Source organism: Curtobacterium sp. RIT-PI-V (genome assembly GCF_025642935.1).
Taxonomy (GTDB): domain Bacteria; phylum Actinomycetota; class Actinomycetes; order Actinomycetales; family Microbacteriaceae; genus Curtobacterium.
The window spans coordinates 18,605-36,197 of the sequence record NZ_JANZKM010000014.1; the positions used below are offsets into that span (position 1 = coordinate 18,605).

The 17,593-nt window shown below is 71.1% G+C and carries 21 protein-coding genes; 14 read left to right on the plus strand and 7 right to left on the minus strand.

Annotation, left to right across the window (positions count from 1 at the left end; genetic code table 11):
• The first annotated feature begins 111 nt into the window (after positions 1-111).
• The 7 genes from OGL88_RS10115 to OGL88_RS10145 all read left to right on the plus strand — a co-directional run bounded on the left by OGL88_RS10115 (position 112) and on the right by OGL88_RS10145 (position 7,115).
• A complete protein-coding gene (locus tag OGL88_RS10115; protein ID WP_240347381.1) occupies positions 112-1,095 on the plus strand; it encodes a magnesium and cobalt transport protein CorA in 984 nt (327 codons plus the stop codon).
• A gap of 14 nt (positions 1,096-1,109) precedes the next feature.
• Positions 1,110-3,224 carry an alpha-galactosidase gene (locus OGL88_RS10120; RefSeq protein WP_263091265.1) on the plus strand — a complete coding sequence of 705 codons (2,115 nt, stop codon included), beginning with the start codon at positions 1,110-1,112 and terminating at the stop codon, positions 3,222-3,224.
• A 60-nt stretch (positions 3,225-3,284) separates the two neighbouring features.
• Positions 3,285-4,568, plus strand: coding sequence for a chloride channel protein (locus tag OGL88_RS10125; RefSeq protein ID WP_263091266.1), 1,284 nt, complete (start codon positions 3,285-3,287; stop codon positions 4,566-4,568).
• Between the two features lie 54 nt (positions 4,569-4,622).
• Positions 4,623-4,877 (plus strand): antitoxin, encoded by a 255-nt coding sequence (locus OGL88_RS10130; RefSeq protein WP_374102075.1) that lies wholly within the window; start codon positions 4,623-4,625, stop codon positions 4,875-4,877.
• Between the two features lie 134 nt (positions 4,878-5,011).
• Complete coding sequence (locus OGL88_RS10135) at positions 5,012-6,304, plus strand: aminotransferase class V-fold PLP-dependent enzyme (protein WP_263091326.1); 1,293 nt, start codon at positions 5,012-5,014, stop codon at positions 6,302-6,304.
• Positions 6,301-6,750, plus strand: a complete 450-nt coding sequence (gene sufU, locus OGL88_RS10140; RefSeq protein ID WP_123338759.1) for a Fe-S cluster assembly sulfur transfer protein SufU — start codon at positions 6,301-6,303, stop codon at positions 6,748-6,750. The genes OGL88_RS10135 and sufU overlap by 4 nt, the downstream gene beginning before the upstream one ends.
• 110 nt (positions 6,751-6,860) lie before the next feature.
• Positions 6,861-7,115, plus strand: a complete 255-nt coding sequence (locus OGL88_RS10145) for a GNAT family N-acetyltransferase (RefSeq protein WP_263091267.1) — start codon at positions 6,861-6,863, stop codon at positions 7,113-7,115.
• 7 nt (positions 7,116-7,122) lie between these two features.
• On the opposite strand, the gene OGL88_RS10150 is transcribed toward OGL88_RS10145, so the two are convergent.
• Positions 7,123-7,275, minus strand: a complete 153-nt coding sequence (locus tag OGL88_RS10150) for a hypothetical protein (protein WP_165901119.1) — start codon at positions 7,273-7,275, stop codon at positions 7,123-7,125.
• A gap of 16 nt (positions 7,276-7,291) precedes the next feature.
• Entirely contained in the window at positions 7,292-7,723 is a 432-nt protein-coding gene (locus tag OGL88_RS10155; protein ID WP_263091268.1) for a GNAT family N-acetyltransferase, read from the minus strand.
• Positions 7,724-7,786: 63 nt separating this feature from the next.
• On the opposite strand from OGL88_RS10155, the gene OGL88_RS10160 reads away from it, so the two are divergent.
• Entirely contained in the window at positions 7,787-8,356 is a 570-nt protein-coding gene (locus OGL88_RS10160; protein ID WP_263091269.1) for a uridine kinase family protein, read from the plus strand.
• A 23-nt stretch (positions 8,357-8,379) separates the two neighbouring features.
• On the opposite strand, the gene OGL88_RS10165 is transcribed toward OGL88_RS10160, so the two are convergent.
• From OGL88_RS10165 to OGL88_RS10175, 3 genes are read right to left on the minus strand one after another with little or no spacing between them, the layout of a single operon-like run.
• Positions 8,380-8,955, minus strand: a complete 576-nt coding sequence (locus OGL88_RS10165; RefSeq protein ID WP_263091270.1) for an HdeD family acid-resistance protein — start codon at positions 8,953-8,955, stop codon at positions 8,380-8,382.
• 52 nt (positions 8,956-9,007) lie between these two features.
• The gene (locus tag OGL88_RS10170) at positions 9,008-9,250 is read right to left on the minus strand and encodes a hypothetical protein (RefSeq protein ID WP_263091271.1); all 243 of its coding nucleotides are present in this window, start codon (positions 9,248-9,250) and stop codon (positions 9,008-9,010) included.
• A gap of 52 nt (positions 9,251-9,302) precedes the next feature.
• Positions 9,303-9,767, minus strand: coding sequence for a MarR family winged helix-turn-helix transcriptional regulator (locus OGL88_RS10175; protein WP_263091272.1), 465 nt, complete (start codon positions 9,765-9,767; stop codon positions 9,303-9,305).
• A 62-nt stretch (positions 9,768-9,829) separates the two neighbouring features.
• On the opposite strand from OGL88_RS10175, the gene OGL88_RS10180 reads away from it, so the two are divergent.
• From OGL88_RS10180 to OGL88_RS10190, 3 genes are all read left to right on the plus strand, one after another.
• The gene (locus OGL88_RS10180) at positions 9,830-10,198 is read left to right on the plus strand and encodes a VOC family protein (RefSeq protein ID WP_263091273.1); all 369 of its coding nucleotides are present in this window, start codon (positions 9,830-9,832) and stop codon (positions 10,196-10,198) included.
• A gap of 64 nt (positions 10,199-10,262) precedes the next feature.
• Complete coding sequence (locus OGL88_RS10185; RefSeq protein ID WP_263091274.1) at positions 10,263-11,666, plus strand: LLM class flavin-dependent oxidoreductase; 1,404 nt, start codon at positions 10,263-10,265, stop codon at positions 11,664-11,666.
• 4 nt (positions 11,667-11,670) lie between these two features.
• A complete protein-coding gene (locus OGL88_RS10190) occupies positions 11,671-12,174 on the plus strand; it encodes a GNAT family N-acetyltransferase (RefSeq protein ID WP_263091275.1) in 504 nt (167 codons plus the stop codon).
• A 4-nt stretch (positions 12,175-12,178) separates the two neighbouring features.
• Here the strand turns inward: OGL88_RS10190 and OGL88_RS10195 are convergent, their stop codons facing one another.
• Both OGL88_RS10195 and OGL88_RS10200 read right to left on the minus strand, forming a co-directional pair.
• Positions 12,179-12,766 (minus strand): VOC family protein, encoded by a 588-nt coding sequence (locus OGL88_RS10195; RefSeq protein ID WP_263091276.1) that lies wholly within the window; start codon positions 12,764-12,766, stop codon positions 12,179-12,181.
• Positions 12,767-12,882: 116 nt separating this feature from the next.
• Complete coding sequence (locus OGL88_RS10200; protein WP_263091277.1) at positions 12,883-13,638, minus strand: SGNH/GDSL hydrolase family protein; 756 nt, start codon at positions 13,636-13,638, stop codon at positions 12,883-12,885.
• Positions 13,639-13,813: 175 nt separating this feature from the next.
• On the opposite strand from OGL88_RS10200, the gene OGL88_RS10205 reads away from it, so the two are divergent.
• Genes OGL88_RS10205 through allB form a run of 3 tightly spaced genes read left to right on the plus strand, consistent with a single transcriptional unit; the run spans position 13,814 to position 17,585 of the window.
• Entirely contained in the window at positions 13,814-15,373 is a 1,560-nt protein-coding gene (locus tag OGL88_RS10205) for an NCS1 family nucleobase:cation symporter-1 (RefSeq protein WP_263091278.1), read from the plus strand.
• A gap of 56 nt (positions 15,374-15,429) precedes the next feature.
• Positions 15,430-16,194 carry an aspartate/glutamate racemase family protein gene (locus tag OGL88_RS10210; RefSeq protein ID WP_205462863.1) on the plus strand — a complete coding sequence of 255 codons (765 nt, stop codon included), beginning with the start codon at positions 15,430-15,432 and terminating at the stop codon, positions 16,192-16,194.
• Positions 16,191-17,585, plus strand: coding sequence for an allantoinase AllB (allB, locus tag OGL88_RS10215; protein WP_263091279.1), 1,395 nt, complete (start codon positions 16,191-16,193; stop codon positions 17,583-17,585). The genes OGL88_RS10210 and allB overlap by 4 nt, the downstream gene beginning before the upstream one ends.
• Positions 17,586-17,593: the final 8 nt, after the last annotated feature.

Genomic DNA, 17,593 nt, shown 5'->3' on the forward strand with positions numbered 1-17,593 from the left:
GTCGGGCGCGCAGCGTGCGTTCAGCCTGTGGGGGACGGCGGACGGGAGGCCCGTGGCGGGCCCGCCACGGGCCTCCCGTCCGAAAGCCGGTCACCTGCGTACGGTGGTCGCGTGAGCGTCGAGATGAACACCGTGTACGTCGATCGGATCGCCCCGATGGCGAGTCCGTCGCTGGACGACACCTTCCGGATGCTCGACGAGCAGGGTGCGAGCGCGTGCATCGTGCTGTACCAACCGGACGCGCAGGAGCTCGGCGACGTCGCGGTCGCCCTGGGCCTGCACGAGCTCGCGGTCGAGGACTCCGCCGAGGGGCACCAGCGGCCGAAGCTCGAGCGGTACGGCTCGACGCTCTTCGTGGTCCTCAAGCCCGCGCTCTACAACGACGGGCAGGAAGAGGTGGCGTTCGGCGAGGTGCACGCCTTCGTCGGCGAGGACTTCTTCCTCGTCGTGGTGAAGGCCGACCCGCGCGGCAAGCCGACCGTCCCGCGAGCGCTGCAGCGGATGAGCGGCAAGCCCGGCCTGGTGACGGTCGGGCCGCAGGCGCAGCTCTGGGCGCTCATGGACACGATCGTCGACGGCTACGTGCCGGTGATCGACGGGCTGGAAGAGGACATCAACCAGATCGAGGACCAGCTGTTCGCGGGCGAGGCCGGGGTCTCGCGGCGCATCTACGAACTGTTCGGCGAGGTCGTCGACTTCCAGCGCGCGGCCCGCCCGCTGATCCACATCATCGAGAACCTGCACCGCGGCGCCGAGAAGTACCACCTTCCGATCGAGATGCAGCGCCGGTTCCGTGACGTCCTCGACCACGCCATCCGCACGGTGGAGCGGCTGGACACGTTCCGGCAGCTGCTGCAGAACGCGCTGACCGTCGACTCCACCCTGGCGGCGCAGAAGCAGAACGACGACACGAAGCGGATCTCCGGCTGGGCGGCGATCCTGTTCGCCCCGACGCTCATCGCCGCCATCTACGGCATGAACTTCACGCACATGCCCGAGCTGACGTGGACCTGGGGCTACCCGCTGTCGATCGTCGGGATGATCCTGTTCGCCGCGATCCTGTGGGTCGTGTTCAAGGTCAAGCGCTGGTTCTGAGGAAGACTGGGGCCGTGACCTCGCACGACCTCGTCCACCTGACCGCCGGGGGCGTCTCCCTCGTCCTCGACTGCCGTGACCACGCGCTGCCCGTGGTGGTGCACTGGGGAGCAGCCCTCGGGCCACTCGACGACGACGCGCTCGTCGCACTCGCCGACGCGGACGTCGCCCCCGTGGCCCAGAACGAGATGGACGACCCCGTCCGTGTCGCCGTGCTGCCCGAGCCGAACCGCGGGTGGAGCGGACGACCCGGCCTGGCCGGACACCGCGACGGCCACGACTGGTCGCCGGCGTTCACCGTGCGGTCGCTCGACGTGACCGACTCGACCGTCACCGCCGAGGCTGCCGACGACACCGCGGGGCTCGCCGTCCGGCTGACGATCGAGGTGCTCGTCTCCGGACTCGTCCGTGCCCGGGCTGCGGTCACGAACACCGCCGACGGCGTCTACACGGTCGACGACCTGACGGTGGCGATGCCGATCCCGTCCGGTGCGCGCGAGATCCTGGACTTCGCCGGTCGATGGGGCAAGGAACGCACTCCGCAGCGCCGCGAGCTCGTCGTCGGCACCCACCAGCGCGAGAGCCGGAAGGGCCGGACCGGTGCCGACGCCGCGACCGTCCTGACGGTGGGGGAGCCCGGCTTCGGCTTCGCGGGCGGTCAGGTCTGGGGCGTGCACACCGGGTGGAGCGGGAACCACCGGCACCACGCCGAACGCCTGTCGACCGGGCGCCAGGTGATCGGCGGCGGCGAACTGCTGCTGCCGGGCGAGGTCCGGCTCGGCACGGGCGAGACGTACGAGGGGCCGTGGGTGTGGTTCGCCCACGGTGACGGGCTCGACGACCAGGCCCGACGCTTCCACCGGTGGCTCCGCAGCCGCCCACAGCACCCGACGACCCCGCGGCCGATGACGATCAACGTCTGGGAGGCCGTGTACTTCGACCACGACCTCGCCCGGCTGACCGACCTGGCGGAGCGTGCCGCGGCCCTCGGCGTCGAGCGGTACGTGCTCGACGACGGGTGGTTCCGCGGGCGCCGGAACGACCACCTCGGGCTCGGCGACTGGTACGTCGACGAGGACGTCTGGCCCGACGGGCTCGGGCCGATCGTGGACCGCGTCCGGGCCCTCGGCATGGAGTTCGGCCTGTGGTTCGAACCCGAGATGGTGAACGAGGACAGCGACCTCGCCCGCGCTCACCCGGAGTGGATCATGCAGGCGGGCGGCCGACTGCCGATGCGGTCCCGCGACCAGCAGGTGCTCGACCTGGCGATCCCCGAGGCGTACGAGTACGTGCTCGAACGGATGACGGCGATCATCGGCGAGTACGGCATCGAGTACGTCAAGTGGGACCACAACCGCGACCTGGTGGAGGCCGGATTCCCCGGTGGCGGTGCGGCGGTGCACGAGCAGACCCTGGCGACGTACCGGCTGATGGCGACCCTGAAGGATCGCTTCCCGACGCTCGAGATCGAGTCGTGCGCGTCGGGTGGCGCACGGGTCGACCTCGGCGTGATCGAGCACACCGACCGCGTCTGGGTGTCCGACGACATCGACCCCCTCGAGCGGCAGCAGATGCACCGGTGGACGCAGCAGCTCCTGCCCCCGGAACTCCTCGGCGCGCACATCGCGAGCGGCAGGAACCACTCGACGGGCCGCGTGCACGACCTGGCCTTCCGGGCCGGAACCGCGCTCGTCGGGCACCTGGGCATCGAGTGGGACCTCACCGAGGCGACGGCGGAGGAGTCGGTGTCGCTGGCGGAGTGGATCGCGCTGTACAAGGAGCTGCGCGGGCTGCTGCACGGCGGCGACCTGGTGCGGATGGACGAGGTCGACGACTCCCGGCTCGTGTACGGCACGGTCACACCGGACCGGCAGCAGGCGGTCTTCTTCCTGGCGAGCATCGGGCGGTCCGAGGTGTCCGGCACCGGTCGGGTCACGTTCCGCGACCTCGACCCGGACGTCTCGTACCGCGTCGACCCGATCGTGGTCGGTGACGGGCACGGGATCGTCCGACCGGACTGGTGGAGCGGCGCACGGGTGTTCAGCGGTCGGGTGCTCGGCACGGTCGGCCTGCACCCGCCGCTCATGCCCGCCGACTGCGTGGTCCCGTTCCGTCTCACGGCCGTCTGACGGCAGGTGGGACGACCGGGAGGCCCGGTGCCGGTGATCGGAGCCGCTAGGGTTCTCGACATGCCGCGCTCCGGACACGCGACCCCCGTCTGGGCGCTCAAGCTCGCCGTCGTCACCGCCCTGGTGGGCGTCTCCGGCGGCATCGCCGGCATCGCCGTGTGGCTCGCGTTGCAGCTCATCCAGTTCGTGGCCTTCGGGTACGGCTTCGGTGGGCACCTCGAGGCGGCGGACGCACCGTCGGCGCTGAACCGGTTCCTCGCGCTCGTGGCCGCCGGTGTCCTGACGGGCTTCGCTTGGTGGGCGCTCCGGCGCTGGGGGCGTCCGATCGTGTCGGTCACCGCGGCGGTCGGCGGCAAGCGGATGCCCGCACTCGCGACCCTGGCGAACGCCGGCGTGCAGATCCTGGCGGTCGGTCTCGGTGCCTCGATCGGCAAGGAGGTCGCTCCGCGCGAGGTCGGCGCCTGGCTCTCCCAGCTCGTCACCCGTCGTGCCGGTCTCACCTCGCGCGAGACGAAGATCCTGGTCGCCTGCGGAGCGGCGGCGGGCCTCGCCGCGGTGTACGACGTCCCGCTCGGTGGGGCGCTGTTCGCCGTCGAGGTCCTGCTCGGCGAGATCAGCTTCGCCACGGCCCTGCCCGCGTTCGCCACGAGTGCCGTCGCCGCGTTCGTCGCCCGGCTCGTGATCCCGGACGAGGTGCTCTACCACGTGCCGGCGATGCACATGTCGCCGTCACTGCTCGTCTGGGCGATCATCGTCGGGCCCGTCCTCGGCCTGGCCGGCGTCGGGTTCGTGAAGCTCACCAACCGGCTGCAGGGCATCGCGCCCAAGGGCTGGCACCTGCTCGTCGTGCTGCCGGTGGTGTTCGCGATGGTCGGGCTCATCGCGGTGCCGTTCCCCGAGATCCTCGGCAACGGGCGGGCGCTGGGCCTCGTCGCGATGAACGCCTCGCTCGACGACGGCACCGTCGCCGGCCTGGCGCCGATCGTGCTGCTCCTGCTGCTCGGCGTCGTCCGCACGATCACCACGTCGGCCACCATCGGTGCCGGCGCGGTCGGCGGCACCCTGACGCCGTCGATCGCGATCGGTTCGGCGATCGGCGGCGGCCTCGGTGGCGCGTGGCTCCTGCTCTGGCCCGCTGACGGCCCCGGCCTGGCGGCCTTCGCGTTCGTCGGCGCCGCGGCGTTCCTGGCGACCACGATGCGGGCCCCGTTCACGGCGCTCGTCCTGGTGGTCGAGTTCACGCAGGAGGGCACCGACATCCTCATCCCGTCGCTCCTCGCGGTGTCGGGGGCGGTCGCGGTCGGGTACGTCCTGGCGCGTCGACGCAGCGCCCAGATGGTGTGAACACCTCGTCACGTTCCGGGACAGACGACGGTTCTGCGGCCTACGATCTGCGGCATGACGGAGCGACGGGCTCCGCACCGAGCTGAGGAGCAGGCCATGGCGGGGTTCGACGACATCACGAAGAAGGCCCAGGACTTCCTGAAGGACAACAAGGTCCAGGACGCCCTGAAGAGCGAGAAGGCCGAGGACATCAGCGACAAGGTCCTCGGGGGTGTCGCCGACGCGGTCAAGAAGGCCACCGGTGGCAAGTACGACGACAAGATCGACGGTGCCCGCGACGCTGCGGACAAGAAGATCGGCAACGAGTAGCCCCACAGTGCGACGGCCCAGGACCCGGCGCGGTCCTGGGCCGTTGCCGTGCCGACTGGACGCCGTCGGGAACAACGGCCACCATTGACGGGTTGCTCCGGACAGCAACACCAGGAGGACGAGACGTGACAGTCGTGGCGCCGAACCAGCCGCTCACCGAGGCCGAGGTCGAGACGATCAAGTCGGACTTCCCGGTCCTCGCGCAGGACGTGAACGGGCAACCGCTGGCGTACCTGGACTCCGGGGCGACGGCGGAACGCCCGACCCAGGTCCTCGACGCCGAGCGCCGGTTCCTCGAGCACGACAACGCCGCCGTGCACCGCGGCGCGCACACGCTCGCGGCGCTGAGCACCGATGCCTACGAGGACGCCCGTGCCACCGTCGCCGACTTCATCGGCGCTGCCGGTCCGAGCGAGGTCGTCTGGACCGCGAACGCCACCGACGCCCTCAACCTCGTCGCCTACGGCATCGCGAACGCCAGTCGTGGCCGCGGTGGGGTCGACGCCGCTCGCTTCCGCATCGGACCGGGCGACGAGATCCTGGTCACCGAGGCCGAGCACCACGCGAACCTGGTGCCGTGGCAGGAACTCGCCGCGCTGACCGGTGCGACGCTCCGCTGGGTCCCGGTCGCCGACGACGGCACCTGGACCGCCGAGGACACCGCGGCCCTGATCACCGACCACACCAAGGTCGTCGCGTTCGCGCACGTCTCGAACGTCACCGGCATGGTCGCCCCCGTCGAGCAGATCGTCGGTCTCGCCCACGCCCGTGGCGCACTGGTCGTGCTCGACGCCTGCCAGTCCGCGCCGCACCGGCCGCTCGACGTGCAGCAGCTCGGCGTCGACTTCGCGGCGTTCTCCGGGCACAAGATGCTCGGTCCGAACGGCATCGGCGTGCTCTGGGGCCGCAGTGAGCTGTTGAACGCGTTGCCCCCGTTCCGCACCGGTGGGTCCATGATCACCACCGTGACCATGCAGGCGTCGGAGTTCATGCCGGCGCCCGAGCGGTTCGAGGCCGGAACGCAGCCCGTGTCGCAGGCCGTCGCCCTTGCCGAGGCCGTCCGCTACCTGCAGGGCATCGGCATGGAGCGTGTCCGCGCGCACGAGGAGCACCTCGCCCGGCGCATGCTCGACGGCCTGGCCGCCGTCCCCGGCATCCGCGTGGTCGGTCCACCGGTCGGCGTCCCGCGATCGGGCCTGGTGTCGTTCGACGTCGACGGCGTGCACGCCCACGACGTGTCGCAGTACCTCGATGCGCAGGGCATCGCCGTCCGCTCGGGGCACCACTGCGCCCAGCCCCTGCACCGCCGCCTCGGCCTGGTCGCCACCAGCCGCGCGAGCACCTACGTCTACACGACCGAGCACGACGTCGACCGGTTCATCGCGGCCGTCGGCGAGGTCCGCGGCTACTTCGGAGCGACCGCGTGAACGCCCTCGACAGCCTGTACCAGCAGGTCATCCTCGATCACGCCAAGGCCCGGCACGGCGACGGCGACCTGCCCGACGCCGACGCCTCGCACTTCGAGCGCAACCCCACGTGCGGTGACGAGATCACCGTCCGCATCCGCCTCGAACCGGGCACCGACCGGATCGCCGGTCTCGCCTGGCAGGGCGACGGCTGCTCGATCTCGATGGCCTCGGCATCGGTCCTCACCGACATGGCCGTCGGCCGCACGGTCCCGGAGCTCCTCGCACTGACCGACGAGTTCCGCACGATGATGCGCTCCCGCGGCGTCGGCGAGCCCGACGAGGACGTCCTCGAGGACCTCATCGCCTTCCACGGCGTCTCGAAGTTCGTCATGCGGGTCAAGTGCGGCATGCTCGCCTGGGTCGCGGCGGAAGCCGCCGCGCGTGAGGCGACCGCGTCCCGCTGAGCCGGGTGCGGCTCGCGATCGCGACCACGTGACGGCCAGGAGGCCCGTGGCCGGCCCGCCCCGCGCCTCCCGTCCGCAGCTGGTCGCCGACCGGGCCCGAAAAGGCCGGCGTGCGTTTCGTGGGTGCCGTCGGTGAGCTGACGAAGGTCTTCACGCTGCCGGAGCGCCGCGGTCGGGGTGTCGGATCGGCGCTCCTGCGACACGTGGAGGCGGTCTGCCGGGAGCGCGGGACCATGTCGCTGCGTCTCGGCACCCGGGCTGAGCTCGCCGAGGCCTGCGCGCTCTACGAACGGCTCGGGTTCGTACGGGTCGCACCGTTCAACGACGACCCGTACTCCGACCGGTGGTACGCCAAGGTGCTGTAGGCCCTGCTCAGGGGCGGTACTCGTCCCGCGGCTTCGTAGATCGGGTGGGTGGCTGGGCCGGGGCGGTGGCACCGCCGGAACCGATGGCACTCAGTACGGCGGCCAGGTACTGCAGCGTGGTCAGCACCACCCGGCCGATGGATCGCAGAACGTGGCTCATGCGTCGAACCTATCGTTCAGACGTGACGATGCGTCATGAAGACGTCGACATCGTCCTCGGTGTCGACGACGAAACCGTGCCGTTCGTAGAGCCGGCGCGCGGCGCTGCCCTGCAGGACGTTGAGTCGCGTCGCACCCGTGTGGGGCTCGGCCAGGACGGTCCGGAGCACTGTCGATCCGACGCCCCGCCCCTGGACCTCCGGCGCGAGGTAGAAGTGCTCGACCCAGCGGGTGTCGTCGTCGACCCGCGTGGTGATCGAGCCGACGTCGCGGCCGTCGACCGCGACGACCCGAGTGTGCTCGGGCGCGAAGGCATCACGCATCCGCCCGCGGACCCGGACCGCGTCGAAGCGGCCGAGACGCTCCAGGTCGGCACGGAGGACCTGCGCACGCAGCTCGACGAGCCACTCGATGTCCTCGGGGATGCTGTTCCGCAGTGTGACGTCCACCCGTCGAGCCTAGGAGTCGTCGGCGCGGATCCCGTGCTGGTGATCGGCTCGTACGCTGGTCCGATGGATCAGCACGGTGTCATCGACCTCGTGGCGGCACGCCGCGCCTCGGCCGGGCACCCCATCGTCGTCGGCATCTCGGGGTACTGCGGCTCCGGGAAGTCCACGCTGGCGCGCAGTCTGGCCGGGAACGTGCCGGGCGCGGTGCGGATCCGTGGAGACGACTTCCTCGATCCAGAGCGGTCCCACCGGCGGTCGGCCGACTGGGACGGCGTCGATCGGGCGCGTCTGATGTCGTCCGTCCTCGAACCGCACCGGACGGGGCGAGCGAGCACGTTCCACCGGTTCGACTGGTCGGTCCGGGCGCTCGGTCCCGCGGAGCCACTGCCGACGACGGACGTCGTGGTCGTCGACCTCATCGGCCTCTTCCACCCCGACGCGATGCCGCACATCGACGTGGCGGTCTGGTGCGACGTGGACCTCGACACCGCCGCTCGTCGCGGCATGGCGCGCGATCGCCGGCTCGGACGTGACCACCACGACCTGTGGCGGGACGTGTGGATCCCCAACGAACGCGACTTCGAAGCGCAGTTCGCCCCGAGGGACGCTGCCGACGTCCTCTTCGACGGGTGACGGGCCCTTCGCAGCGGCCGTGGTCAGACTGCTCGACCGGCGGTCGCGGCGGATCGGTCAGTGCGTCCGACGGTGATCCCGAGGGCGATCTGCACGATGCCGAACAGGATCAGGAAGCCGGCGATGGCGACGACGGCGAGCGCTGCCCCGATGGACGGCAGGTTGATGACGAGCACGCCGATGACGATGCTGAGCACCGCGGCACCGATCGTCAGGGCACGGTTCGTCGGTGTCGGGGCGTAGAGCAGGGTGATGCCCTCGACCAGCCAGGCGAAGCCGATCACGAACGCGATCCACCGCACCCCGACCGGCGGGGCGACGAGCGCCACGATGCCCCCGGCGAGGATCAGCACACCGAGGACGACCAAGCCGATGCGGCGGCCGGTGCCGATCCCGCGGGCGAACGCACGGACGACCATCGACAGGCCGGACACCAGCAGGTAGATGCCGAACACCCACGCGACCGCGAACAGCGTCGCGTGCGGGAGCACGAGCGCGGCGACACCGACGAGGACCGCCACGATGCCGACGATCAACAGCGCGGTCCGCAGTCGTCGATCCCCGCCGACGTCGGTGACGACATCGTCCTGCAGCGCCATGGTGTCCGCCCTTCCCTGAGAGGATCTGGTCCTGCGCGCTTCTGCGTCAGGGCTACTCCTCGGAACCGCCCGTGTCCGGTGCCGATGCGGACGCATCGGTCCGCGCGGGGTCGGTCCGGCCGGGCGGACGCGCCGGCCACGTGACGAGCAGCAGCACCGCGAGCGGGCCGAACAGCAGCGTCAGGAGGAACCAGGTCCACGCCGATCGGTTCCGGGTCCGCGCGAACCCACCGGCGAGCATCGCGACGCTGAGCCAGAGGCTCGACAGGTACAGGCCGGTGAAGTCCTCGTGCATGAACGGTCCCCCTCATGAAATACGACAATGTCAGTGGCAGGGTACTGCGTGGTCAGACCGAGCCGACCTCGTCGTCGGCGGTTCCACGGAGGGAGCGCACCATGCTGCGCAACGCCCCCCGCGCCGCGACCTGCTGCTCGTCCGACAGGCCGTCGAGCATCCGGACCTCGACACCACGGACGGCCGCGCTCGCCCGCTCGAGGCTCGCGCGGCCGCTCGCTGTCAACCGCGTCGGGAGCGCTTTGCCGACCGGTGCTTCGGTGGCCCGCGTCACGAAGCCGTCCCGTTCCAGCGCCTGCAGCAACACGTTCATCGACTGCCGCGTGACGAAGGCGCCGCGGGCGAGCTCGGAGTTCGACAGTCCGGGGCGCTGCGCCAGGAGTTCGAGGCACGAGTAGTGCGTCATCGTCATGCCGAGCGGACGCAGCACGGCCTCCATCGCGGCGCGGAGCGCGCTCGCGGCTTCCTTGAGCAGGTACCCGAGTGACGTCTCGAGGTCGATTCCGTCTTGACTCATGTCAGGAGTCTGACATAGATTGCTCCGTGTCAGAAAACTGACACGACACGAAGGAGTACCACATGCCCGTCACCGGCCCCGACTTCATCTCCCTGCAGACCCGCGACCTGACGGCGTCCCAGGCGTTCTACGAGCAGTACCTCGGTCTCGTCCGATCGCAGGCCGGCCCGCCGCACGCCGTCGTCTTCGAGACCACGCCGATCGCGTTCGCGCTGCGGGACGTCGTCCCCGGCACCGACCTCGACGCCGTGACCCAGCCGGGCATCGGTGCGGCGATCTGGCTGCACGCGACCGACGTGCAGGCCATCCACGACGCCCTGGTGGCCGACGGCCACACGATCGTGTCGGCACCGATCGACGGCCCGTTCGGTCGGACGTTCACCTTCGCCGACCCGGACGGCTACCAGGTCACGCTGCACGACCGCGCCTGAGCTGCGGGCGTCACGCTTCGTCACGATGGATGACGGACGCAGACCCCGCACGTAGCGTCACGGCGTGACCAGCAGCAGCGAGCCCCGGCAGATCCGCTTCAACGCGTTCGACATGAACTGCGTTGCGCACCAGTCCTCCGGGCTGTGGCGGCACCCGCGCGACCGATCGCGCGACTACCGCGACCTGACGTACTGGACGGACCTGGCGAAGACGCTCGAGGGCGGCGCGTTCGACGGCATCTTCATCGCCGACGTCCTGGGCACGTACGACGTCTACGGCGACTCGAACGAGGCCGCACTCCGCACCGGCTCGCAGGTGCCGGTCAACGATCCGATCCTGCTGGTGTCGGCGATGGCGTCGGTGACCGAGCACCTCGGCTTCGGGATCACGGCGGGCACGGCGTACGAGCACCCGTACCCGTTCGCCCGGCGGATCTCCACGCTCGACCACCTGACCAAGGGGCGGGTCGGCTGGAACGTCGTCACCGGGTACCTGCCGAGCGCCGCGCGGAACATGGGCCAGACCGACCAGCTGTCGCACGACGACCGCTACGACGTTGCCGACGAGTACCTCGAGGTCCTCTACAAGCTGTGGGAGGGCTCGTGGGAGGACGACGCGGTCGTCGCCGACCGAGCGTCCGGCGTCTTCACGGACCCGGCGAAGGTGCACCCGATCGAGCACCACGGCAAGCACTTCGACGTGCCGGGCATCCACCTGTCCGAGCCGTCGGTGCAGCGTTCGCCCGTCATCTACCAGGCGGGCGCGTCGCCGCGCGGCATCCGCTTCGCAGCGGAGAACGCCGAAGCCGTCTTCGTGGGCGCACCGACCGTCGAGCAGCTCGCGTCGACCGTCGCGAAGGTCCGTGACGCCCTGGAGGCAGCTGGTCGCGACCGCTACGCCGCTCGCGTCTACACACTGCTCACCGTGATCACGGACGCCACCGACGAGCTGGCCCAGGCGAAGTACGAGGACTACCTGTCGTACGCGTCGGAGCTCGGTGCGCTGGTGCTCAACTCCGGCTGGATGGGCGTCGACCTGTCGCAGTGGGACCTCGACGAGCCCCTCGGCGACGTGGAGTCGAACGCCATCCAGTCGGCAGCGGCGAACATCGCAGCGGCGACCGGCGAGGACGGCAGTTCGTGGACGATCCGCGACCTCGCCCGGCACACCGCGATCGGCGGCCTCGGGCCGGTCGCCGTCGGCGGGGGAGCGACCATCGCCGACCGGCTGCAGGAGATCCAGGAACGCACCGACGTCGACGGGTTCAACCTGGCGTACGCGGTGACCCCGGGCACGTGGGAGGACGTCATCGAGTTCGTGATCCCCGAACTCCGTGCCCGCGGGGCGTACCCGACCGGCTACGAGCCCGGATCGCTGCGGCACAAGCTGCACGGCCGCGGCGACCGGCTGCCCGACGAGCACCGTGGGGCGTCGTTCAGGATCGGCAGCAGCGCGGTCGTAGGCTGACCGGGTGATCGAACCGTCCGTGTCCGTGCGTCCTGCGGCCCCGGACGAGGTGTCGGCCTGTGTCGACCTGTGGGTCGCAGCGGTCGCGGCACGTGACGGCGTTCCGGAGTCAGGCGCGGTGCGTGCCCGTGCGGCGTCGAAGTTCGCCGTGGCGCGCGTCGCCCTGCTCGTCGCCACCGGAGTGGCCGGTGCGATCGACGGCTTCGCGCTCGTGACGGCGCCGGGGTCCGGACGGTCGACCGACCCGGGCGACGCCGCCTACCTGTCGCTGCTCGCCGTCCGCCCGGACGTGCAGGCGCGGGGGGTCGGGCGTGCGCTCCTGGCCGCGTCGGTCGACGCAGCAGCGGCGGCGGGACACTCCGCGGTCGTCCTGCACGCGCTCGCCGGCAACGAGCGGGCGCTGCGGCTCTACGAAGCCGGCGGGTTCCGGGCGGACGGAGTCGAGTTCCCGCATGCCCTCACCGGCAAGCCGACGCGGACCTACGTCGCCGCGGCCTCGGTGCGCTGACCGCTCAGACCCGCCACTTCGGTCGCGGGGCGTGGTCCTCGTACGACTGCCGGGTCGGGTAGGTGATCAACTCGATCGTGGATCCCCACGGCGTCCCGACGTACACGAACCGGTTGCCCGATCCGCCTTCGTTGCCGCCGAGGTCCCGCGGGTCGGCGTACCGCTGGCCGCCCGCCGTCTCGATGTGCGACAGCGCGTGGTCGATGTCGTCGACGTAGAACGCGACGTGCTGCCAGCCGAGGTCGCTGGCCCGCGCTGCCGATCGCTGGTCCGAGCCGTGGTACTCGAACAGCTCGAGCCCTGGACCGTTCGGCAGCGCGAGCATCCGCAGCGCACCCTGGGCCATGGTCTTCGGGATGCCGAGGCGGCGCTGGACGTCGGGTTCACCGCGGAGCGGTTCGCTTCGGAGGAACCGGTCGTACAGGGGGACGGCGTCGAGTCCCAGGACGAAGAAGTCGGTGGCCTGGTCGATGTCGGGCACGGTGAGCCCGATGTGGTCGATGCCGTGTGCGGTGCTGGGCGTGCCCGTCGGGGTGCTGACGGTCGGGGTGCGTGTCGCGGTGGTGCCGGATGGGCGTGGCGCAGTGGTCATGGTGCCGTCTCCCCTGAGTTCGGCTCGGACGTGATCCCACCGAGTAGAGCGCTCAGTCTGCCGCGCGACAAGCGGGCAACCAGTCGCTTGCGGAGAACCGCCGCGATCGTGCGCGATCAGTCGACGGCGGTCCATGCCGGGTACGTTGCCGAGCGTCCGTCGCCCGACGACCGTCGGGTCACGCGACGCTGCACCCACGGCAGGACGTGCTCGCGGTAGTAGCGGAGTTCCTCGGGGAGTCGGGTGCGACCGGTCGGCTCCGACACCGGCGTTCCGGGCAGGGGGCCGTCCACGATCGCGTGCAGGGCGAGGTCGGCGACGCGTTGGTGGCCGGTCGCGTTCATGTGCAGTCGGTCGTCGGACCAGAACTCGGCACGGCGCAGGTGTGGATCACGGGACACGTCGACGAATGGCAGGTCGTACCGGTCGGCGAGGTCGGCGAGCGCATCCGCCCAGGCGTCGCCGCGCGCGTTGATGAGGCGTCCGAGGGGGAGCCGGGCACTCGGGTCGGCGGGGCTCAGCAGCGCCAGGCGGACGCCGCGGCTCAGGACCGTGGCGACCGCCGCTTCGAGCGGGGCGATGAGGGCGTGGGCGTCGAACCGTGGCCGGAGCAGGTCGTTGCCGCCCGCGCAGAACGTGATCAGGGTCGGTGTGGGGTCGAGTGCGAGCGCCGCGTCGAGCTGCTCTCCGAGGACCCCGGCGAGCAGGCGACCGCGGACGGCGAGGTTGGCGTACCGGACGTCTGCGTCGTGCGCTCGGGCCATGCCGCTCGCGAGTCGGCCGGTCCAACCGGGGAACGGAACGGCGCCGGCGTCGCCGATGCCCTCCGAGAAGCTGTCGCCGATCGCGACGTAACGGATGGTGTCGGGCATGGACGCATCTTCCTGCACACGCCTGTGCAGGTTCCGCGAGTCGGAACGAGCGTTTCAGGACGGCACCCACGACACACGACCGTTACACGAGGGAAACGGCGGGCGCGAAGAGGCTCCCTAGCTTCTGTGGTGGAGGCGATCACCGCCTCCCCACCCCACTCCCTCGGAGGACGCCATGGCTACCGATCTCGTGACACCCGTCGCAGCGCCCCACGCCCCCACCACGACCGCCGCACCCGCCGGTGCCGGCGTCGTCAAGCCCGGGTACGACCCGGCGCTCACGAACGAGGACCTCGCCCCGCTGCGCAAGCAGAGCTGGACGAGCTACAACTTCTTCGCCTTCTGGATGTCCGACGTGCACTCGGTCGGCGGCTACGTCACCGCCGGGTCGCTCTTCGCACTCGGCATCGCCAGCTGGCAGGTGCTCATCGCCCTGGTGGTCGGCATCCTGATCGTGCAGGTCTTCGCCAACCTCGTCGCCAAGCCGTCGCAGCGCACCGGCGTGCCCTACCCGGTCATCAACCGTGCGGTGTTCGGGGTGCTCGGGGCGAACGTGCCCGCGATCATCCGCGGGCTGATCGCGATGGCCTGGTACGGCGTGCAGACGTTCCTCGCCGCGCAGTCGCTCAACATCATCTTCCTGAAGTTCATCCCCGCCTCGGCCGGGCTGCTCGACCACTCGTTCCTGGGGCTGTCGGCACTCGGGTGGATCTCGTACGCGATCCTGTGGGTCGCGCAGGGGGCCCTGTTCTGGATGGGCATGGAGGCCATCAAGAAGTTCATCGACTGGGCGGGCCCGGCGGTGTACGTCGTGATGATCGCCCTGGCGATCTACCTCGTCAGCCAGGCCGGCATCGGCAACATCTCGTTCACGCTGTCGGTGGGCGAGCCGCTGTCCTTCGGCGCATCGATCCCGGTCATGCTCTCCGCGGTCGCCCTGGTGGTCAGCTACTTCTCCGGCCCGATGCTCAACTTCGGTGACTTCTCGCGCTACGGCAAGTCCTTCGCGGCGGTCAAGCGGGGCAACTTCTGGGGCCTGCCGATCAACTTCCTGTTCTTCTCGGTGCTCACCGTGCTGTGTGCGAGTGCCACCGTGCCGGTGTTCGGCAAGCTCATCACCGACCCGATCGAGACCGTGCAGGCGATCGGCGCCCCGTTCGCGATCCTGCTCGGCGGCCTGACCTTCGTCACGGCGACGGTCGGCATCAACATCGTCGCGAACTTCATCAGCCCCGCGTTCGACTTCTCGAACGTCGCGCCGCGCCGGATCTCGTGGCGAGCCGGCGGCATGATCGCCGCGGTCGGCTCCGTGCTGCTGACCCCGTGGAACTGGTACGGCAACGACCAGGCCATCCTGTACACGCTCGGGGTGCTCGGTGCCCTCATCGGCCCGCTGTTCGGCATCCTGATCGCCGGCTACTACATCGTCGGGAAGCAGCGCATCGCCGTCGACGACATGTACACGAAGGACACCTCGGCCCGGTACTGGTACCGCGGCGGCTTCAACCCGAACGCCATCGGTACCCTCGTCGTCACCGGGGTGGTCTCGGTCGCCAGTGCGGTCCTGCCGCCCGCGCTCGGGATCCTGCCGGGGCTGAACAACTACAGCTGGTTCATCGGCTGCGGCCTGGGACTCGTGGTCTTCTGGGGCCTCGAGCGGATCCGGCCGAGCATGCCGGAACTCGCCTCGGACGACCCGACGGTCGACGACGGCGCCGCCATCGGGCGAGCCTGAGACGCCCCCGCACCACCAGCGACACCCGCACCGCCCGCACCACCGGAAGGACCCCGATGCGCATCCGCGTCGTCAACCCGAACACCACCGCTTCGATGACCCGCTCGATCGGCGTCGCCGCCACCGCGGTCGCCGGCCCGGGCACCATCGTCGAGGCGGTGAACCCCACGATGGGCCCCGCGTCGATCGAGAGCCACTACGAAGAGGCGCTCGCGGTGCCGGGGCTCCTCGAGCAGATCGCGCTCGGGGAGCAGGACGGCGTGGACGCCCACGTCGTCGCCTGCTTCGGTGACCCGGGGCTCGACGCCGCGCGGGAGCTCGCCTCCGGGCCGGTCATCGGGATCGCCGAGGCGGGCTTCCACGCGGCGGCGATGCTCGGGCGCCGGTTCGGCGTCGTGACGACCCTGGCGCGGACGACCGGCCGGGCCCACGAGCTCGCCGAGCGCTACGGGTTCGCCTCGCTCGTCACCGAGATCCGGGCGTGTGAGGTCGCGGTGCTCGAACTGGACGACCCCGCTTCGGGAGCACGCGCCCTGGTGATCGAGGAGTGCCGGGCCGTCATCGCCGGCGGAGCCGACGCGGTCGTGCTCGGCTGCGCGGGGATGGCGGACTTCTGCGCCGAGGTCTCGCGGGCGATCGGGGCGCCGGTCGTCGACGGCGTCGCCGCGGCGACCGTGCTCGCCGAGTCGCTCGTGCGGCTCGGGCTCTCGACGGGCAAGCACGGCGAGTACGCCACCCCGCCGACGAAGGCGATGTCGGGTCTGCTGGCGGGCTTCGAACGCCAGCCGACGGCGGGCGCGACGGTCGGGGCGGGCGCATGACGGGCCTCCCGGCCGCCGCCGGCACCATCGCGGACCTCGTCCTGCGCGCCGACCGCGCGTGGATCGACGGAGCCTTCCGCCCAGCGGCGGTCGTCGTGCGCGACGGCCGCGTCGACACCGTCCTGCCGGTCGACGCCGTGGTCCGGGCGCTCGACGACCGCACCGTGCCGGACGACCAGGTCCTGCTGCCCGGCCTCGTCGACACCCACGTGCACGTCAACGAACCCGGACGCACCGAGTGGGAGGGGTTCGCGTCCGCGACCCGGGCCGCCGCACTCGGCGGGGTCACGACCATCATCGACATGCCGCTCAATTCGATCCCCGCGACGACGACGGTCGAGGCGCTCGCCGTGAAGCGCGCGAGTGCCGAGGGGCGGGTCGCCGTCGACGTCGGGTTCTGGGGCGGGGCGGTCCCCGACAACGCCGGCTCGCTCGGCGCACTGCACGACGCGGGCGTCTTCGGGTTCAAGTGCTTCACCGCGCCGTCCGGGGTCGACGAGTTCCCGCACCTGGACGCCGACCAACTGCGCGCCGCGATCGAGGAGGTCGCCCGGATCGACGCCCTGCTCATCGTGCACGCCGAGGACCCCGAGTTCCTGGTCGACCACGCCGCGCTCGGCGGCCACTACGAGGACTTCCTCGCCACCCGGCCGGTCGACGCCGAGCGGTCCGCCATCGCGCGGGTCATCGACGGCGCACGGGCCACCGGCGCGCGGGTCCACATCCTGCACCTGTCCGACGCCGGTGCGATCCCGATGATCCGCGCCGCGAAGGACGACGGCGTCCGGATCACGGTCGAGACCTGCCCGCACTACCTGTCGTTCGAAGCGGGTTCCATCCCGGACGGCGCGACCGAGTACAAGTGCTGCCCGCCGATCCGTGACGACGCGAACCGCGACGCCCTGTGGGCCGGCGTGCTCGACGGCACGATCGACATGATCGTGTCGGACCACTCGCCGTCGACCGCCGACCTCAAGGTCGACGACTGGGGACTCGCCTGGGGCGGCATCGCCGGCCTGCAGGTCGGGTTCCGCGCCGTCTGGACCGAGGCCCTCCGCCGCGGCGTCCCGCTCGAGGCACTGCTGCCGCTGTTCACCACCGGTCCGGCGGCACTCGTCGGCTTCACCGACCGTGGGGTCATCGCCCCGGGCGCGCTCGCCCACTTCGCCGTGTTCGACCCGTCCGTCACGGCGGTCATCGACGTGGCCGGCCTCGCACACCGCAACCCGGTCTCCGCGTTCGCCGGCCTGGAGGCCCGTGGCCGCGTCACCGAGACCTGGCTGCGCGGGCGCGTGGTGGCGTCCACCGCGTCCGGCGTCACCGCCGCCCGGGGGCAGCTCGTCGCTGCTCCCGTGACCGCGGATGCCCGGGTCACCGAAACACGTCTGTAACGATCGTT

Bases quoted from the DNA above. Each gene is read 5' to 3' on its own strand.
- OGL88_RS10180 (WP_263091273.1), top strand. From the start codon at position 9,830: ATGCCCGTCACCGGCCCCGACTTCATCTCCCTGCAGACCCGCGACCTG.
- OGL88_RS10175 (WP_263091272.1), bottom strand. From the start codon at position 9,767: ATGAGTCAAGACGGAATCGACCTCGAGACGTCACTCGGGTACCTGCTC.
- OGL88_RS10125 (WP_263091266.1), top strand. From the start codon at position 3,285: ATGCCGCGCTCCGGACACGCGACCCCCGTCTGGGCGCTCAAGCTCGCC.
- allB (WP_263091279.1), top strand. From the start codon at position 16,191: ATGACGGGCCTCCCGGCCGCCGCCGGCACCATCGCGGACCTCGTCCTG.
- OGL88_RS10200 (WP_263091277.1), bottom strand. From the start codon at position 13,638: ATGCCCGACACCATCCGTTACGTCGCGATCGGCGACAGCTTCTCGGAG.
- OGL88_RS10130 (WP_374102075.1), top strand. From the start codon at position 4,623: ATGACGGAGCGACGGGCTCCGCACCGAGCTGAGGAGCAGGCCATGGCG.
- OGL88_RS10165 (WP_263091270.1), bottom strand. From the start codon at position 8,955: ATGGCGCTGCAGGACGATGTCGTCACCGACGTCGGCGGGGATCGACGA.
- OGL88_RS10205 (WP_263091278.1), top strand. From the start codon at position 13,814: ATGGCTACCGATCTCGTGACACCCGTCGCAGCGCCCCACGCCCCCACC.
- OGL88_RS10150 (WP_165901119.1), bottom strand. From the start codon at position 7,275: ATGAGCCACGTTCTGCGATCCATCGGCCGGGTGGTGCTGACCACGCTG.
- OGL88_RS10160 (WP_263091269.1), top strand. From the start codon at position 7,787: ATGGATCAGCACGGTGTCATCGACCTCGTGGCGGCACGCCGCGCCTCG.
- OGL88_RS10195 (WP_263091276.1), bottom strand. From the start codon at position 12,766: ATGACCACTGCGCCACGCCCATCCGGCACCACCGCGACACGCACCCCG.
- OGL88_RS10170 (WP_263091271.1), bottom strand. From the start codon at position 9,250: ATGCACGAGGACTTCACCGGCCTGTACCTGTCGAGCCTCTGGCTCAGC.
- OGL88_RS10210 (WP_205462863.1), top strand. From the start codon at position 15,430: ATGCGCATCCGCGTCGTCAACCCGAACACCACCGCTTCGATGACCCGC.